This window comes from Pseudomonas sp. FG98, from assembly GCF_057808595.1.
In genome coordinates this window covers 1-15,999 of record NZ_JBMDIJ010000074.1, presented here as the reverse complement: position 1 = coordinate 15,999, position 15,999 = coordinate 1, and the positions used below count along the sequence as shown (strand labels likewise).

The window sequence follows — 15,999 nt, the reverse complement described above, 5'->3', positions numbered from 1 at the left end:
CAGCCGGCCCATGACACTCGGAAACCCTTGGTGCAAACGCTTGGTGACGCTCGCGGCCGTGCTGGCCCTGGCCGGTTGTGGTGTGACCGAGCGCATCGGCAAGCGCATGGATGACAGCTGGGCAGCCGACCTGCTGGCCGATAGCGAGCAACTCATCCTCACCAGCGATGCAGGCACCCAGCTCAATCCAGGCCATGACGGTACGCCGCTGTCGGTGGTCATGCGCGTGTACCAGTTGACCGATCTGCAACGTTTCTCGACCAGCGACGCCAACACCCTGTGGCTCGATGTGCACAAGGCTCTGGGCGAAACCTTCGTGGAAAGCCGCGAGATCACCTTGTTGCCCGGTCTCGGCCAGGTCGATCGCTGGCCACTGCTGGAAAGCACCCGTTATATCGGCGTAGCCGCCTTCTTCCGCGACGAACGCAGCGCTCGCTGGAAGGTGGCGTTCGATGCCGGGTCGCTGCGCAAGGACGGTATCTGGTTACGCTCCGGCGGGCTGCGCGTGCTGGCCGACCGGACCGAGCTCGCGGCGCTGCGTGGCGTCGATGTGCTGGACAGACCCCAGGCCATTCCCGATCCAGGGCCGGTCGCGGACCTGGAACAGGCAAGCGAGCACGGGCATTCAATTTTCAACCCACTGGCGGATGGCATCAGATGAGCAAGCACAGCCGGGTGATGTGGTCGGAAGGCATGTTCCTGCTGCCCCAGCACTTTCAGTACCAGGATGAGTTTCACCAACGCCAGCTCGCCGAGGCGACACTGCGCAGCACTCCCTTCAACTGGGGCGTGCAGGCGTTGCAGGTCGATGCCAATGCCTTGGCCAACGGCTCGTTGCAGTTGGAACGACTGAAGCTGGTATTTCCCGACGGCAGCCTTTACGACGCCCCACAGCAGGACCCGTTGCCCGCCGCCCGTGACCTGCGGGAGCTGTGCAAGGGTAATGAGCTGAAAGTCCATGCGGCGCTGAAACTGCGCGAACCCTTTGGGCGCAACTATGCCGAAGATGGTCTGCAGCCCGAAGCCGGGCGACGCTTTCGTAAACAGTTCGATACCCTGCCCGATCTCAATGAGGGCGATCTGGAAAACGAGATCGCCAGCCTGCGGTTCAACGTGGTGCTATTGGTCGACGGCGACTGCCTGGACGGTTACAGCCATTGCCCGTTGACCCGTCTGATACGTAACAGTCTTGGCGGCTTCGACCTCGACCCGCACTTTGCGCCACCAGCCTTGCACGTTGGCAGCCACGAGTCGATGGCCGGCATGGCGCAGCGCCTGCTCGGCGTGCTGCAGGACAAGAGCACGAACCTGTCGCGCCGTCGCCGTGAGCGCGCTGACCAGGTCGCGGAGTTCGGCTCCAGTGATGTCACCCTGTTCTGGCTGCTCAACACGGTCAATCGTGCCTGTCCCCTCCTCGCTCACCTGCTGGCCCACCCACGCTTGCACCCGGAACGCCTGTACCTGCTTCTTGCCGAGCTCGCCGGTGCACTGCTGACCTTCTCCCTCGGCGGTCAGCTTGCCGACCTGCCTGACTACGACCATCGCGACCCTGCGGCATCGCTGTCCAGGCTCGACGACATGATTCGCGCAATGCTCGACAAGGTGATTCCGGAACCGTGCCTGGTCATCGAGCTGACAGAAGTCAAGCCCGCCCACTGGCAGGCACTGCTGCATGACCCGCGACTGGCACAGGCCGACTTCTACTTCTCGGTACACGCAGACATACCCGGAGCGGACCTGCTCGATCTGGTACCCCGGGCCATCAAGGTCGGTTCGCCGGACGACATCGCCGTAGTGGTCAACAGCGCCATGCCGGGCGCACCGGTGCGTCACGCAACCCGCCTGCCGGGCGCAATCCCGATGCGCCTGGATAACCAGTATTTCGCTATCGAACCCCAAGGTCAGGTCTACGAACGAATGATGAAGGCCCAGAGCATCTGCTTCTACGTACCCAGCACCTTTACCAACCTCAAGCTCGAACTCATGGCGGTATTCAAATGAGCGAAGTTGCCCTGCCTGCCGACCCGCAACCGCGTCTGCGCAACCTGGTCGAGGACTTCATCAGCATGGCGCTGGTTGTCCGCGAGGGGCGTCAGGCCACTTCTCTGGCGCAATTCGAACAGAGTGTCGAGCGCTTCTTCATCGGCTTCGAGCAGGCTGCCCGCAGTGCTCATTACAGCGCCGAGCAAGTCAAGGACTGCCAGTACGCGCTGTGCGCCTTCTTTGACGAAAGTGCGTTGCGTGCCAGCGAGGGCGAGTTGCGCCAACGCTTCGAAGTACACCCCTTGCAGTTTCGGTACTTCGGCGTGCATCTGGCTGGCGAGGGCTTTTTCGACAGGCTCGAGGCCTTGCGTGCGGACGTAAAAGCGAACCTCGAGGTACTCGAGGTCTATCACCTGTGCCTGGCACTGGGATTCGAAGGAAAATTCGGTCTCGGCCAGCTGGACCGGCTGCGCTACCTGGCCAACAGCCTGGGCCAGGACATCGCCGCCTGCCGCCAGGCAGAACCGCTTTATCCCGACTGGGCCCTCCCGGAACAGGTGTCGCAAATGCTGCGCTACGAAGTGCCGCTGTGGCTCTACCTGAGCCTGATGGCGCTGCTGTGCGGCGGCGTCTACCTGTTTCTCGACGCATTGCTGGACCGGGACTTTGCCGCCGTGTCCGAGCAAGTCCGCCAGCTTTTCGGTGCCTGAGTCCACGTCAGAACAAACATGAAAAAACCATTGCGTCTTCTGAAGAGTTTCTGGGTCCTGTTGACCCTGTCGTGGCTGGCCTGCCTGCTTGCCTGCTGGTTGCTCGGCGGCGTCTCCCCCCGACTGCGGGAGCATCTGCCCGAAGCCGCGGCGATCGTCAGTGCCGTGTTCCTGCTGGTCATCGTACTGCGCCAGTACCGGCGTATTCATACCGAGCGCAATCTAGAGCACCTGCTGCAAGTAGAGGCGGATCGTTCTCACCATGCCAACGTGGGTTTTCGCGATCGCCAGGTGCTGCACGAGCGCCTCAAGCACGCCATTGCCATGTTGCGCACCGACTGCACGGCAGGTGGCGGTGGCAAGGCCGCGCTCAGCGACTTGCCGTGGTACCTGCTGATCGGTGAGGCAGGCGCGGGAAAGACGACGCTCCTGGCGAGGTCGGGGCTTTGCGCAAGCAACGCCACGGCCGACGCGGACGACGACGGTACACGACACTGCGATTTCCACCTCTGTGCCGACGCGGTGCTGATCGACACTGCCGCTCGTTACCTGCACGAAGAGCAGTCGGCCAGCGAGTTTCGCGCGTTCTTGAGCATGTTGCGCAAGCAGCGCGGCAAGGCGGCGATCAACGGCCTGGTGATGGTAGTGGATCTTGCTGACCTGCTGCTTGCCAGCCGCGACGAGCGCCATGCCATGGCGATTCGTTTGCGCACACTGCTTGAAGGATATGCCACGTGCCTGGGGAGCCGTCCTCCGGTCTACCTGATGCTGAACAAGCTTGACCGGTTGCCGGGCTTTTCCGAAGCCTTTGCCGATATGGGCCCGAGCGAGCGCCAGCAACCACTTGGCATGACCTTCGGCCTGGGCGAACTGCGTCGAAAAGGGCTCGAGGCGGTGTTCGCAACCCGCATGGACAACCTGCAACGGCACATACGGCAACAGGTCGATATCCAGTTGAGCCGTGCCGGGGCGCATGCCGGCAGCACGCTGGTCAACTTTCCACGCTACTTCAGCGAACTCGGCGGCGTGCTCCAGGAGTTCGTCCAGCACCTCGCCCCTGAACAGCAGCGCACGCCACCACTGCTGCGAGGCCTGTATTTCACCAGTGCCACCCAAGATCACCAGCACCTTCGGAGAGTCTACGAAGACAAGGTCATCCGCGAATTCTCCCTCGTCACCGGGGACGGCGAAGAGCAAGCGCAGGAGGGCACGAACAACATCGAGCGGTGCAGCTACTTCATCACTGACGTCTTCCGCCGGGTGATCTTCCCTGACCGGGATTTGGTACTGCACCTGCTGCGTCAGGGGCATCGAACAGGTGTGGGGCCGCTGTTGCTGACATCGGCGAGCCTGGCTGCGGTGGCCCTCGTCGGTTGGCAAACGCTGTCGTTTGGCAATAACCGTGAATGGCTTGGCGAGGTACGCGAGCAGTTGGCAAGCAGCCAGGACCTGGAGCCATTGCGTAAACAGATGGACACCGTCGATGCCTATCGTCGCAATGGCGTGCCCCTGGCGCTCGGCGCCGGACTGTACCAGGGCGAAGCGATCCATGCGCTGACGCGCAGCGTCTATCTCGGGCAACTGCGCTCACGGGTCCTGGAGCCGGTCACCCGCGACCTGCAGGTCCAGCTCCGCCAGTTCAACAGCTTTGCCAGCAGCATTCAGGCCTCGGCAGTCGCCTCGGCCATGGTCAGTCAACCTGTCCGCAAGCAGGCCACTGACACAGGCCTGGCCTTGACCGACGAGATGCTCGAGCGCCTCGATGCGAAACAGGTGGAATCGATTGTCGAAGCCTACCACCGACTCAAGCTCTATCTGTTGTTGAGCGAACCACAGGCCGGAGAAACAACGGACTTCATAGCCGCCAACCTGCCAGGACCCTGGCCCAGCCTCGAAGACGACAGCCTGATCGAACGCAACCTGGCGGTCTACCTGCACCTGCTCGAAACCAGCCAGGCGCCCGCGTTGCCGCGCAATCAGGCACTGATTGACGAAACCCGGGACAATCTCAAGCGTTTCATGATCGCCAGTTCCCTGGTGGATCGGGAGTACCTGCGGTTACAACTGGAATCGAGCCAGCGCTTCCCTGTACTGACCCTCGACGACCTCGTCGACGAACCCGGTCGTATGCTGCTGCGGGGCTCGCTCAGCGTTCCAGCGATCTACACCCGGCAAGGTTGGGAAACCTTCGTCAAGCCCGAACTGCTCAAGCTGGTCTCAAGCGACCTGCACACTGACTCGGACTGGGTACTCGACGGCGACGACAATCACGCCATCGTGCAGAAAGCCAATTTCGTTCGCGAATTCATGAACCGCTACAAGCGCGACTACGCCTTGGCCTGGTACCGCTTGGCCGACAGCGTCGGGGTGCGACCCTTCAGTGACCTGCCAACGGCAACCCGCCAGCTCGGTTTGCTCAGCGATATCCAGAACTCGCCGATCAAGCGCCTGTTGATGGCCATCGATGCCAATACCCGGTGGGACCTGCCTCGCCAACATGCCCTGCCCAGCCCCGGAGATCTGCCTGCACAAGGATTCTGGAGCAAGGTCAGCAATCTGCTCGACAACGCCGACCGCCTGCCTGCTCATGTCGCTGCGCCCCTGCCTGCCGTAGAGGACGGCAGTCTCGCCAAAGGCTTCGAGCCAGTTGCACGGCTTTTTGCCAGTCACGAAGGCGAAGGCGCGGACAGCACGCTGATGGACCGTTACCTGGCTGCCCTGCGCAAGCTCAAGGTACGTCTGCACAACGTGCAACGTGCCCAGGATGTGGGTAAGAGCAGCAAGCTGCTGATCAGTGAAACCCTCGACGGCCAGCCAAACGAAGTGACGGCGCTACGCAACTACGTGGAGGGCAGCATCGACACCAGCCAGGATGCCTTGTCCCGTTCGTTGCTGCGGCTGTTCGAGCTTCCGCTCCAGCATGCCTGGGAGACTCTGCGCACTCCGGCCGGGCAACAGATTGCCAAGGCCTGGACGCAGCAGATCGCCAGGCCTTGGGAGCAGGTTATGGCTCATCGCTATCCGATCGCCGGGGGGAGTCGCAACGAAGCCTCGGTGAAAGACCTGCAGCGTTTCATCGATCCGGATCACGGGCTCCTGCCAACCTTCAAGCGCAACGAGATCGGCAACCTGGCCGGCGGCGAGGGACTCGGGCCGGGGTCGGCCAAGGCAACCCTGGTCAGGCCGCAGATGCTGTCCAGCATCGACCAGGCCAGTACCCTGGGACAGGTCATCGCCAGCCTTTCGGATCGTGATAACGGCTTCGAGATCATGCTCGAGCCCTCCGGGCGCTTCACCGACATTCTGTTCAGCCTCGACGGCCAGGAGCAACACTATCGAAATGGTCGCAGCAACTGGCGCCGCTTCACCTGGCCAGGGGACGGCAGGGCACCCGGAGCGCGGCTGGACGTAGTCACGCTGGACGGCACTCGCACCAGGGTCTTCGACTTCCCGGGTCGTTGGGGCTTGTTACGGCTGAATGAGAGCGCTCAGGTCGAGGATCTCGATGGCATCCAGCAGCGCTTCAGCTGGAACACCTCTCATGGCCGGGTCAGCCTGCTGGTACGCAACTTCGGCGGGGTCAAGCTGACGGACCTGGGGCAGGTCAAGGCACTCAGGGCCCTGAATGAAAGCGGGGGTGCACGATGATCGGCCACGCCCATATGAACAGGTTCAAGTACTTCTGCTTGCGCTATCGCCCGTATTTCATCTGCGCGATCTTTTTCCTGGCGATCTTCGCGATCTGGGGTATTGGCTGTGCCTTGGGCTTCCGTTCGCTGGACAGCCTGCTGGCAGGTATCGGGATGTTCCTGCTGTTGTCAGCAGGCTATGTCCTTCTGCTTTATCGGGCTCCGCCCCTCCTCGATCGCGATCTGCGACAGCAGGAAGGAGCGCAGCGGACGCAACTTGGCGCTGACGCGGAGAATCGCGAAGAGATCCAGCAACTGCGTGATCGGCTGCTGCCAGGATTCAAGCAGTCCTGCGCCATCAAGGACGGCCACCCTGCTCCACCCTGCTACTTGATCATCGGCCAGTCCGGTGCCGGCAAGAGTAGTCTGGTCGAGCAGTCAGGATTGAGTTTCGACGGAGGTATGGACGACAGCGTGGCAATCGCCGACAGGTCTGCCGCAAATGACTGCGCGTGCTACATCGGTGCCGAAGCCGTGCTCCTGGATAGCGCCGGGTGCTACATGGACAACCCCGCGCAAGTCGGCAAGTGGCGCGCCCTTCTGCAACTGCTGCGCGAGCACCGCCCGCATCGACCGCTCAATGGCTTGATCGTCGTGGTTGGCATCGGCGACCTTCTGCATGGCAGCAGCGAAGCACAGGAGCGCACGGCCAGGCGTTTGCGCCAACGTATTCAGCAATGCAATGGATTGCTCGAAATGCGCCTGCCGATCTACCTGGTGTTCAGCCAGTGCGATCTGCTCCCCGGCTTCGGCCCGTTCTGCCATGACGGACACGACGATCCTCGTGCTGCCGTCATGGGCAAGACCTTCTCCCACAAAGGCTACGCGCTTGCCGACTGGCCCCAACGCTTCGATGGTGCCCTCGACGAAGTGGTCGCTTACTGGCAACAGGTGGCGCACCAGCGCCTGGTGCGCCAGAACATCGAGGTTACGCGGGGAAATGATGCGGCTTACCGCTTCCCCGTCGAATTGGCAGCGCTGAAACCCAGGCTGAAGCAGTTCGTAGGGGACCTGATGCAGACCACCCCCTACCAGCCAGCCGAATTGTTGCGCGGATTCTATTTCACAGCAGCCCGGGACGCTGGTGAAACCTCGCCAGGCCGCCACGAACAGCGCGTGGCCGAGCGCTTCGCATTGCAGTCGCGTCCACTGCATGCAACCGAGGTCAGCAAACCGGCGCCACGGTTCATCGAGGGATTGCTACGCCAGGTGATCATCCCCGACCAACACCTGGTGACGCTGTACAGCCGCAACCACCGCCAGCGCCGACGCAAGCGAACCCAGATCGCGGCAGCCAGTCTGGTCGCCACCCTGCTGTGCAGCGTGTGGGGCTGGTCCTGGCACAACAACACTGCGACTCTGCAACAGCTGTCCGCCGATCTCGCCCTGGCAGCCAGCGCCGACCAACGCGTCAAGGATGCCTACACCGCTTGGCATAGCCTCGATCGGTTGCGGTCATGGGCCAGCGATTATCACCGGCAGCACCACCAGGAGGGTGTTCCGCTGCGCATGGGTTTCGGCCTCTACCAGGGTTATCGGGTCGAACCTCTACTGCGCGCGGAATACTTCACCCGACTACGTCAGGTAATGCTGGAACCTGTGGCCGACAACCTCACGCGAACCCTCTACCAGTTGCCGACCCTCAAGGTCTATCAACGCAACACACCACGTCTGGCGCCCGTAACCGCTGTCGACAGCGTCGAGGCGTCGGCCCTGCCCCAGGACAACCGGGCGCAGTCGATCGCCGATTTCGGCAAGGCAACACTGGATACCTACGCGATGCTTTCGCTCGCCCATCGTGACAAAGCCGATCCGGTGTTTCTCAACGCCAGGTTGCCAGACTACTGGTATCCCGCAATTGCCCGTCATACCGGGCAGTCAATGGCTACGCCCGATGCGCCCCGGGACTATCTGTACGCCAGTCGCCAGATCGAGTTCTACAGCGAGCAGGTCCACGCCGCGGATGCACCGCGCATTCTCGACAACGCCTTTCTGATTTCCAGCTCGCGCAATTACATCGATAGCCTGCGCAGCCATTCGTTGCGCACGATCGAGACCATCACGCTGGAGTCCGACACGCTGTTCGCATTTGGCCGGGCCGACTTCCAGGGCCTGGCTAGCGCCGGTCGGCACCAGTTGAACGCCATCGCCAGCAAGCTCCTCGGCACTGCCGACGTTGACCGCATCGTGATCTCCGGCCACGCCGATCCACTGGGCGATCCACAGGGCAATCTGGCGGTGTCGCGGCAGCGGGCGCACACCATCCGCACCTACCTCATCGGCAAAGGCATCCCCAAGGACCGAGTCAGCGCTCATGGCCTGGGCAGCAGCAAGCCTCTGGTCCACTGCGATAGGCAACTGTCCAGAACAGAACTGATCAAGTGCTTCGAACCCAATCGACGGGTCGAGATCGTGGTACGCAGCGTCGATCGCGGCCACGCGGAAGAACAGGCCGGACGGGGCTCCCGGGAAACCCGTCCGGCACAGAACAACCTCTACTGATCGATTCAGAGAGGCCAACCAGGGGTGTGTTGCCCCATCCAATGATGTCAAGGAGATTTACACCATGTCGTTTGATTCCTTTATCCAGATCGACGGAATTCCTGGGGAAGTACTGGACGAAAAACACAAGGACTGGATCGAAGTCCTGGGTTACCAGTTCGGTGCCACCCAGGCGACCTCGGCTACCGCCAGTTCCTCGGGCGGTGCCTCGTCCGAGCGCGTCGCACTGCGCGACTTCAAGATCCGCAAGGCCGTGGACAAGGCCTCGGCCAAACTGTTCGAAGCCTGCTGCAAGGGCACCCATATCGCCAAGATCCAGCTGAACGTCAACCGCGCCGGCGGTGACAAGGTCACCTACATGACAATCACCCTGGAGGAAGTTGTCGTCTCGGCTTTCGATCATGTCGGTGGTGGTAGCCAGAGTGGCGAGGACAAGGCAGTCAGTGACCTGCCGATCGAGGAGATCAGCTTCAACTTCGCGCGGATCAAGACGACCTATACCCAGCAGAGCCGCAGCGACGGTCAGGGCGGTGGCAACGTGACTGGCGGATGGGATCGTTCGGCGAACAAAGTGTTCGCCTGACAGGTCGCCAATGACGGGCCGTCACTGCGGCCCGTTCCATGCACCACGCCTTTGACCCGGGCGTGGTGTCTCCTGAACCGGAACGGCGACCTCCATGCCTGATTATCACAACGACCTGTCGATGGCCGAACTGATCGCTCCGATTTGCGGCGGCGCGGGTGAAGACCTGGGCTTTTCCGCCTTGTTCGATCAGATCAAGGAAGCCCGCCGGGCAGATCCTGCCTATCTGACCCAGGGAGATTGGCAGACCGACCTCAAATGCGCCGACTGGGAGAAAGTCATCAGCCTTTCCGCCCTGGGGCTGGCCGAACGAAGCAAGGACCTGATGCTGGTGGCCTGGCTCAACGAAGGACTGGCGCGGCGCGATCACTTTGCAGGCATGACCTTCGGCTTGACCCTGGCCGAACGGATCCTCAAGGATTTCTGGGATACCGCATATCCATCCCTGGAGGACGGTATTGAAGAACGCAGCGCGCGCTTGTCCTGGCTCAATACCACCCTCACTACCATTGCTGCGGAATTGCCGATCACCCAGGGCCAGTCCTTCGGTGTGCGCCACTACGACGAGTCGCGCCATGTGGAGAATCTGGCGCTGCAAAACCCCAAGGCGATGCAGACGGCCGTGGACGAAGGCAAGATCAACGCAGAAATCTTCCAGCGGTCGGCAGTTCTTACCGATACCGCGCACCTGCAAGACAAGGCTGGCCAGATTTCCGCCTGCCTGCACGTCTGCCAGCAGTTGCAGACAACCGTTGACCGCCTGTACGGCGCACATGCGACGAGCTTCGCCAGTCTGGTCGACGTGTTGTCCCGCGCAAGCCAACTGACCGCAAAGCTGCTGAAGGACCGCGGTATCCAAACGCTCCCTGCTACAACCGAAACGCTTGAGATACCGACCAGCATGCCAGTGGCCAGCGTTGCTCCTGTGTATTCATCTGCACCTTTGCGTGCAGTCCCGCAGAACCGCGAAGAAGCGTTCAGCATGCTGTCCAGCGTCGCTGTGTACTTCAAGCAGAGCGAGCCGCAAAGCCCGGTTCCCCACCTGATCGAGCGGGCGATCAAATGGGGCAATATGCCGTTGGAGGCTTGGCTCAGCGATGTCATCAAGGACAGCAATGTCGTGGATGCCATCCGGGATGTATTGGGAACCCGAGAGCAGAAGCCCTGATCTGGAAACCCCGGGAATCCACACCTCCCAAGCCCGTGTGGGATGGTTTTGGGACCGCTGTCGCGGCCCTTTCGCAGTTCAGCCACGCTCCTACAGGATCGCACAGCCCAGAGCTCCTGCTGCACTCCATGTCACGCACAGTCAAACCCTCTGGCGCACAGACTCAAGACTTGCCTACCGCTCGTTAGCAAACTCCCTCCATCGCTCTGCACGCTGCAAACCAGCGTTGCAGAGACCTTCGCGTCAATACAACGCCCGCCGTACCAAGAGATCACCTCCATGACTACAAAAATCGACTTCATCTACCTCTCCGAGCAGGACATGATCCGCGCCGGTGTCACCGATATGCCGGCCTGCGTCGACACCATGGAGGAAATGTTCGGGCTGCTGTACCACGGTGACTACCGCATGGCCGGGCCGAACAACGATTCCCACGGCGCGATGATCACCTTCCCGGAGAGCTCGCCGTTCCCGCACATGCCCAAGCCCACCGCCGATCGCCGCATGATGGCCATGCCCGCCTACCTGGGTGGCAACTTCCGCACCTCCGGCTGCAAGTGGTACGGCTCCAACATCGCCAACCGCGAGAAAGGCCTGCCGCGCTCGATCCTGATGTTCACCCTGAACGACGCCGACAGCGGCGCGCCACTGGCCTACATGTCGGCCAACCTGCTGTCGGCCTACCGCACCGGGGCGATTCCGGGTGTCGGCGCCCGCCATCTGGCGCGCAAGGATTCGAAAGTCATCGGCCTGCTCGGCCCCGGCGTGATGGGCAAGACCACCGTCGCCGCGTTCATGGCCGCCTGCCCCCTGGTGGACACCATCAAGATCAAGGGCCGTGGCCAGCGCAGCCTCGACAGCTTCGTCGCCTGGGTCAAGGAAACCTACCCGCAGATCACCAACATCCAGATCGTCGACAGCCTTGAAGAGGTGGTACGCGACTCCGACCTGGTCACCTACTGCAGCACCGGTGAAGTCGGCGATCCAAGCAAGTACCCGCTGGTACGCCGCGAATGGGTCAAGCCCGGCGCCTTCCTGGCCATGCCCGCACCGTGCAGCATCTGCGACGGCATGGAACAGCACGACATCCGCAAGGTGGTGGACAACACCGGCCTGTACCAGGCCTGGTTCGAAGAACTGCCGAAACCCGCGCACAACCACGTGCCGCTGGTGGGCGTGCGCTTCATGGACATGATCGCCGAAGGCTCGCTCCAGGCCGAACAGGTGGAAGACATCGGCAAGATCATCGCCGGTGACGCCCCGGGCCGCCTGAATGACGAAGAAATCATCCTGATGTCGGTCGGCGGCATGCCGGTCGAAGACCTGGCCTGGGGCACCGTGGTGTATCGCAAGGCCGTCGAGCTGGGCATCGGCGTGAAACTCAACCTGTGGGACGAGCCGGTACTGCGCTGATTCCCTTTTCCAAGCCAACGAGGACTTTCCCCATGACCCAGATCACCAAAGTGAAAAGCGGCTCCATCTTCGAAGAAAAGGCCAGCTACTCGCGACTGGTCGCCGTCGACAACTGGATCTACGTGTCCAACACCGCCGGGCGCAACCCGGATACCAAGCTGATCCCGGAAGACGTGATCGAACAGGCCGAGCAGGTCTTCGCCAACATCGAACGGGCCCTGGCCGCAGTCGATGCCAGCCTGGCCGACGTGGTCTGCTCGCGGGTGTTCATCCAGGACCCGGCCGACGTGGCCAAGGTGATGGACTACATCGGCACCAGGTTCCGCGGCATCGACCCGGCCTGCACCGCAACTTGCCCGCCGCTGGGCTCGACGGTCTACAAGGTGGAGCTGGAAGTCACCGCCTACCGTGGCGCAGCCAAAGCCGAAGTCGTGCAGATCAACCTCGGCCAGTGAGCCCCAGCCTAATGCCCGTCATTTAGGCCAACTGGGGCCGCTCTGCGGCCCTTCGCGAGCAAGCTCGCTCCCACGAGACGGTGAAATCTGTGGGAGCGAGCTTGCTCGCGAAGGGCTGCAAAGCAGTCCCAAATTGTCATCAAGCGACTAACTGACTGGCATTAATCCTCAGCCTTCCTTTATAGAGCCCCGCCATGTCGCCCAGCATCGACCCCGTACACACCAGCTCCGAGCTGCCGCCCGCCACCACCGTGGTGATCATCGGCGCCGGCATCATCGGCCTGACCGCCGCCCTGACCCTCGCCGAGCGCGGGATCCCGGTGGTGGTCGTGGAAAAAGGCCGGATCGCCGGCGAACAGTCGTCGCGCAACCTCGGCTGGGTGCGCAAGACCAGCCGCCACGCCGACGACATTCCCCTGGCCCTGGCCGCAGACCGGCTGTGGGCGGGTATGCCGGAACGGGTCGGTGCGGACGTCGGCTACCGTCAGGCCGGCATCATGTTCATCGCGCGCAACGAGGCGCAGATGAACATGCATGCCGGCTGGTTGAAGAGCGTCGAGCACCTGTCGCTGGATTCGCGTCTGCTCAGCAGCCGGGAAATCGCCGACAAGGTGCCGGGCGGTCAAGGCAACTGGCTCGGCGGCATCTACACCCCGTCCGATGCCCGCGCCGAACCGACCCTGGCCTCCAGCGCGATTGCCCGGGCGGCCATGGCCAAGGGCGCGATCATCATCGAGAACTGTGCGGTGCGAGCCCTGCAAACCAGCGCCGGTCGCGTCAGTGGCGTGGTCACCGAACGTGGCGAGATCCGCTGCGAGCAGGTATTGCTGGCCGGCGGCCTGTGGTCGCGGCGCTTCCTCGGCAATCACGGCATCAACTTGCCGACCCTGCCGCTGACCTGCTCGGTGCTGCGTACCGAACCCATGGAAGGCCCCACCGAGATCGCCGTCGGCGCCCCGGACTTCTCCTTCCGCAAACACAAGGACGGCGGCTTCATCATTACCCAGCGTGGCAAGCTGGACGCCTTCCTGACCCTCGATCACCTGCTGCTGGGCACGCGCTTCCTGCCGCAACTGAAGGCCCAGCGCGACTTCCTGAAGATTTCCCTGGGCAAGTACTTCGTCAACGATCTGGCCCTGGCCCGGCGCTGGAAAGCCGACGCCGTCAGCCCGTTCGAAAAGGTTCGGGTGCAGGACCCGCCCGCCAACGAAGGCCTCAACGGCGACGCCCTGCGCAACCTGCGCGCGGCCTGGCCGGTGTTCGAGCAGGCACGGATCGCCCAGGCCTGGGCCGGAACCATCGATGTCACCCCGGATTCCAACCCGGTCATCGGCAAGGTCGCGGCCATTCCCGGCCTGACCCTGGCCACCGGTTTCTCCGGCCACGGCTTCGGCACCTCGCCGGCGGCGGGTCACCTGGCGGCGGACCTGGTGTCGGGGGAAACCCCGATCATCGACCCCGCGCCATACCGTTTCGAACGCCTGGCCTGAGCCTTGCCGAGGAGCCCTAGGGGATAACGCTAGGGCTCTGGCGTAAGGGGCTGAAACGAATCACTCATTTGAAACATCTGTTCAACAATAGCAGGTAATCTTGGGGAACGATGTCTAACTGACATCATCGAAGAAAGGCGCCAGTGCCGCACTCCGCGACGCGGAGGTACGACGCTGCGTGACCGGGTAGTCGACCGGTGACTGCCAGATTTTTCCCAAGGAGTACCCATGCAATTCAGGCAAATGAAAATCGGCAAACGGGCCGCCAGCATGTTCACCCTGCTCGGCCTGCTGGTCCTGGCCCTCGGCCTGGTCTCGCTGTACGAAACCCGGCAAATGGACAAGGCCTCGGAGGAAGTCCGCGTGACCTGGCTGCCTGCCGTGGTCTCCCTGGGACAGGTCGGTACCGACGTCAACCGGGTCCGTGCGATGATCGTGCGCAGCCTGGTGGAAGACCAGGAATCGACCCGCATCGACACCCTGAAACGCGCCCAGCAGGTCAACCAGGACCTGAAAGCCGCCATCGACCACTACGAAAGCACCATCATCGAGGCCGACGACCGCGCCCTGTTCAATGCCTTCGTCAGCGCCCGCGAGCGCTATAACAGCATCCAGGCCCAGGTCAGCGACGCGGTGCTGAACAACCGCATGGACAATGCCCGGCAACTGATCAACGGCCCTCTCGGTGACGCCACCGACGCCATGCAGAGCAGCCTGCGTGCCCTGGTCAAATACAATGCCGACGGCGCCGACAAGGCCGCCCAGCGCAGCGCCGACGCGTCCGCCGAATCCTTCCTGCTGATCAGCATCGCCCTGGGGCTGATCATGGCCGCCCTGGTCGCCATCGCCACCCTGCTCACCCGCAGCATCGTCGTGCCCCTGGCCGAAGCCGTGGCCGTGGCCGAGCGGGTGGCCACCGGCGACCTGACCCGCGACATCAAGGTCGAAGGCCAGGACGAGCCGGCGCTATTGCTCGCCGCACTGCAACGCATGCAGACCAGCCTGCGCTCGACCCTGGCGCGCATCAGTGCCTCGTCCGATCAACTGGCCTCGGCCTCGGAAGAACTGCACTCGGTCACCGAAGACACCAGCCGCGGCCTGCATCAGCAGAGCGCGGAAATCGAACAGGCGGCCACAGCGGTCAACCAGATGACCGCCGCCGTCGAGGAAGTGGCGAACAACGCCGTCAGCACTGCCGACGCCTCCAAAGGCGCCGACCAGACCACCCGCGATGGCCGCGACCAGGTCAACCAGGCGCTGCAATCGATCCAGGCGCTGGTCAGCGAAGTCACCAGCACGGCTGGCGATATCGAGAAACTGGCGGCCAGTGCCAATGAAATCAGCCGGGTGCTGGATGTGATCGGCTCCATCGCCGGGCAGACCAACCTGCTCGCCCTCAACGCCGCCATCGAGGCTGCCCGTGCCGGTGAGGCAGGTCGTGGTTTCGCCGTGGTCGCCGATGAAGTGCGCGCCCTGGCCCACCGTACCCAGCAGTCCACCGGCGAGATCGAACAGATGATCGCCGAGATCCAGAGCGGCACCGAGCGCGCCGTTGGCGCCATGCACAGCAGCCAGGGCCGCGCCAGCGGCACTCTGGACATCGCCCAGGCGGCGGGTGAAGCACTGGAACTGATCGCCGAAGCCATCGCCTCGATCAACCAGCGCAACCTGGTGATTGCCAGCGCCTCCGAAGAGCAGGCCCAGGTTGCCCGGGAGGTCGACCGCAACCTGGTCAATATCCGCGACCTGTCGATGCAGACCTCGGCCGGCGCCAACCAGACCAGTGCCGCAGCGCAGGACCTGTCGCGGCTGGCGGTGGAACTGAACGGGATGGTGGCGCAGTTCAAGGTCTGAGGCCGAAACTGATGGCCTCATCGCCGGCAAGCCGGCTCCCACAGGTTTCGGGCCGGCCGCCGAATCCGGGTGCGCTGTCGCGCAGAGAACAAGCCTAAAGTGCGACGCGTCCCCCTGTGGGAGCGGGTTTACCCGCGATTACTGTAGTGAGC

The 15,999-nt window shown here is 62.9% G+C and carries 11 protein-coding genes; all 11 read left to right on the top strand.

Annotation, left to right across the window (positions count from 1 at the left end):
- Positions 1-10: 10 nt before the first annotated feature.
- Complete coding sequence (tssJ, locus tag ACODSK_RS26685) at positions 11-661, top strand: type VI secretion system lipoprotein TssJ (RefSeq protein ID WP_489020244.1); 651 nt, start codon at positions 11-13, stop codon at positions 659-661.
- Positions 658-2,001: a type VI secretion system baseplate subunit TssK gene (gene tssK, locus ACODSK_RS26680; protein WP_489020242.1), complete on the top strand. Its 1,344-nt coding sequence runs from the start codon at positions 658-660 to the stop codon at positions 1,999-2,001. The genes tssJ and tssK overlap by 4 nt, the downstream gene beginning before the upstream one ends.
- Positions 1,998-2,693 (top strand): type IVB secretion system protein IcmH/DotU, encoded by a 696-nt coding sequence (icmH, locus tag ACODSK_RS26675; RefSeq protein ID WP_489020241.1) that lies wholly within the window; start codon positions 1,998-2,000, stop codon positions 2,691-2,693. The genes tssK and icmH overlap by 4 nt, the downstream gene beginning before the upstream one ends.
- Positions 2,694-2,711: 18 nt before the next feature.
- Positions 2,712-6,341 carry a type VI secretion system membrane subunit TssM gene (gene tssM / locus ACODSK_RS26670; protein ID WP_489020239.1) on the top strand — a complete coding sequence of 1,210 codons (3,630 nt, stop codon included), beginning with the start codon at positions 2,712-2,714 and terminating at the stop codon, positions 6,339-6,341.
- Between the two features lie 14 nt (positions 6,342-6,355).
- Positions 6,356-8,884, top strand: a complete 2,529-nt coding sequence (locus tag ACODSK_RS26665) for a type VI secretion protein IcmF/TssM N-terminal domain-containing protein (RefSeq protein ID WP_489020270.1) — start codon at positions 6,356-6,358, stop codon at positions 8,882-8,884.
- Positions 8,885-8,948: 64 nt separating this feature from the next.
- Positions 8,949-9,467 (top strand): Hcp family type VI secretion system effector, encoded by a 519-nt coding sequence (locus ACODSK_RS26660; RefSeq protein ID WP_489020237.1) that lies wholly within the window; start codon positions 8,949-8,951, stop codon positions 9,465-9,467.
- A 94-nt stretch (positions 9,468-9,561) separates the two neighbouring features.
- Entirely contained in the window at positions 9,562-10,635 is a 1,074-nt protein-coding gene (gene tssA / locus ACODSK_RS26655) for a type VI secretion system protein TssA (protein WP_489020235.1), read from the top strand.
- Positions 10,636-10,914: 279 nt separating this feature from the next.
- Complete coding sequence (locus ACODSK_RS26650) at positions 10,915-12,048, top strand: ornithine cyclodeaminase family protein (protein WP_489020234.1); 1,134 nt, start codon at positions 10,915-10,917, stop codon at positions 12,046-12,048.
- Positions 12,049-12,080: 32 nt separating this feature from the next.
- A complete protein-coding gene (locus ACODSK_RS26645) occupies positions 12,081-12,503 on the top strand; it encodes a RidA family protein (RefSeq protein WP_489020232.1) in 423 nt (140 codons plus the stop codon).
- Between the two features lie 194 nt (positions 12,504-12,697).
- Complete coding sequence (locus ACODSK_RS26640; protein WP_489020230.1) at positions 12,698-13,993, top strand: NAD(P)/FAD-dependent oxidoreductase; 1,296 nt, start codon at positions 12,698-12,700, stop codon at positions 13,991-13,993.
- Positions 13,994-14,221: 228 nt separating this feature from the next.
- Positions 14,222-15,847, top strand: coding sequence for a methyl-accepting chemotaxis protein (locus ACODSK_RS26635; RefSeq protein ID WP_489020228.1), 1,626 nt, complete (start codon positions 14,222-14,224; stop codon positions 15,845-15,847).
- The last annotated feature ends 152 nt before the right edge of the window (positions 15,848-15,999 follow it).

Coding starts and splice junctions, on each gene's coding strand:
- ACODSK_RS26645 (WP_489020232.1), top strand. CDS start 12,081: ATGACCCAGATCACCAAAGTGAAAAGCGGCTCCATCTTCGAAGAAAAG.
- tssM (WP_489020239.1), top strand. CDS start 2,712: ATGAAAAAACCATTGCGTCTTCTGAAGAGTTTCTGGGTCCTGTTGACC.
- ACODSK_RS26635 (WP_489020228.1), top strand. CDS start 14,222: ATGCAATTCAGGCAAATGAAAATCGGCAAACGGGCCGCCAGCATGTTC.
- ACODSK_RS26650 (WP_489020234.1), top strand. CDS start 10,915: ATGACTACAAAAATCGACTTCATCTACCTCTCCGAGCAGGACATGATC.
- ACODSK_RS26660 (WP_489020237.1), top strand. CDS start 8,949: ATGTCGTTTGATTCCTTTATCCAGATCGACGGAATTCCTGGGGAAGTA.
- tssJ (WP_489020244.1), top strand. CDS start 11: ATGACACTCGGAAACCCTTGGTGCAAACGCTTGGTGACGCTCGCGGCC.
- ACODSK_RS26640 (WP_489020230.1), top strand. CDS start 12,698: ATGTCGCCCAGCATCGACCCCGTACACACCAGCTCCGAGCTGCCGCCC.
- tssK (WP_489020242.1), top strand. CDS start 658: ATGAGCAAGCACAGCCGGGTGATGTGGTCGGAAGGCATGTTCCTGCTG.
- ACODSK_RS26665 (WP_489020270.1), top strand. CDS start 6,356: ATGAACAGGTTCAAGTACTTCTGCTTGCGCTATCGCCCGTATTTCATC.
- tssA (WP_489020235.1), top strand. CDS start 9,562: ATGCCTGATTATCACAACGACCTGTCGATGGCCGAACTGATCGCTCCG.
- icmH (WP_489020241.1), top strand. CDS start 1,998: ATGAGCGAAGTTGCCCTGCCTGCCGACCCGCAACCGCGTCTGCGCAAC.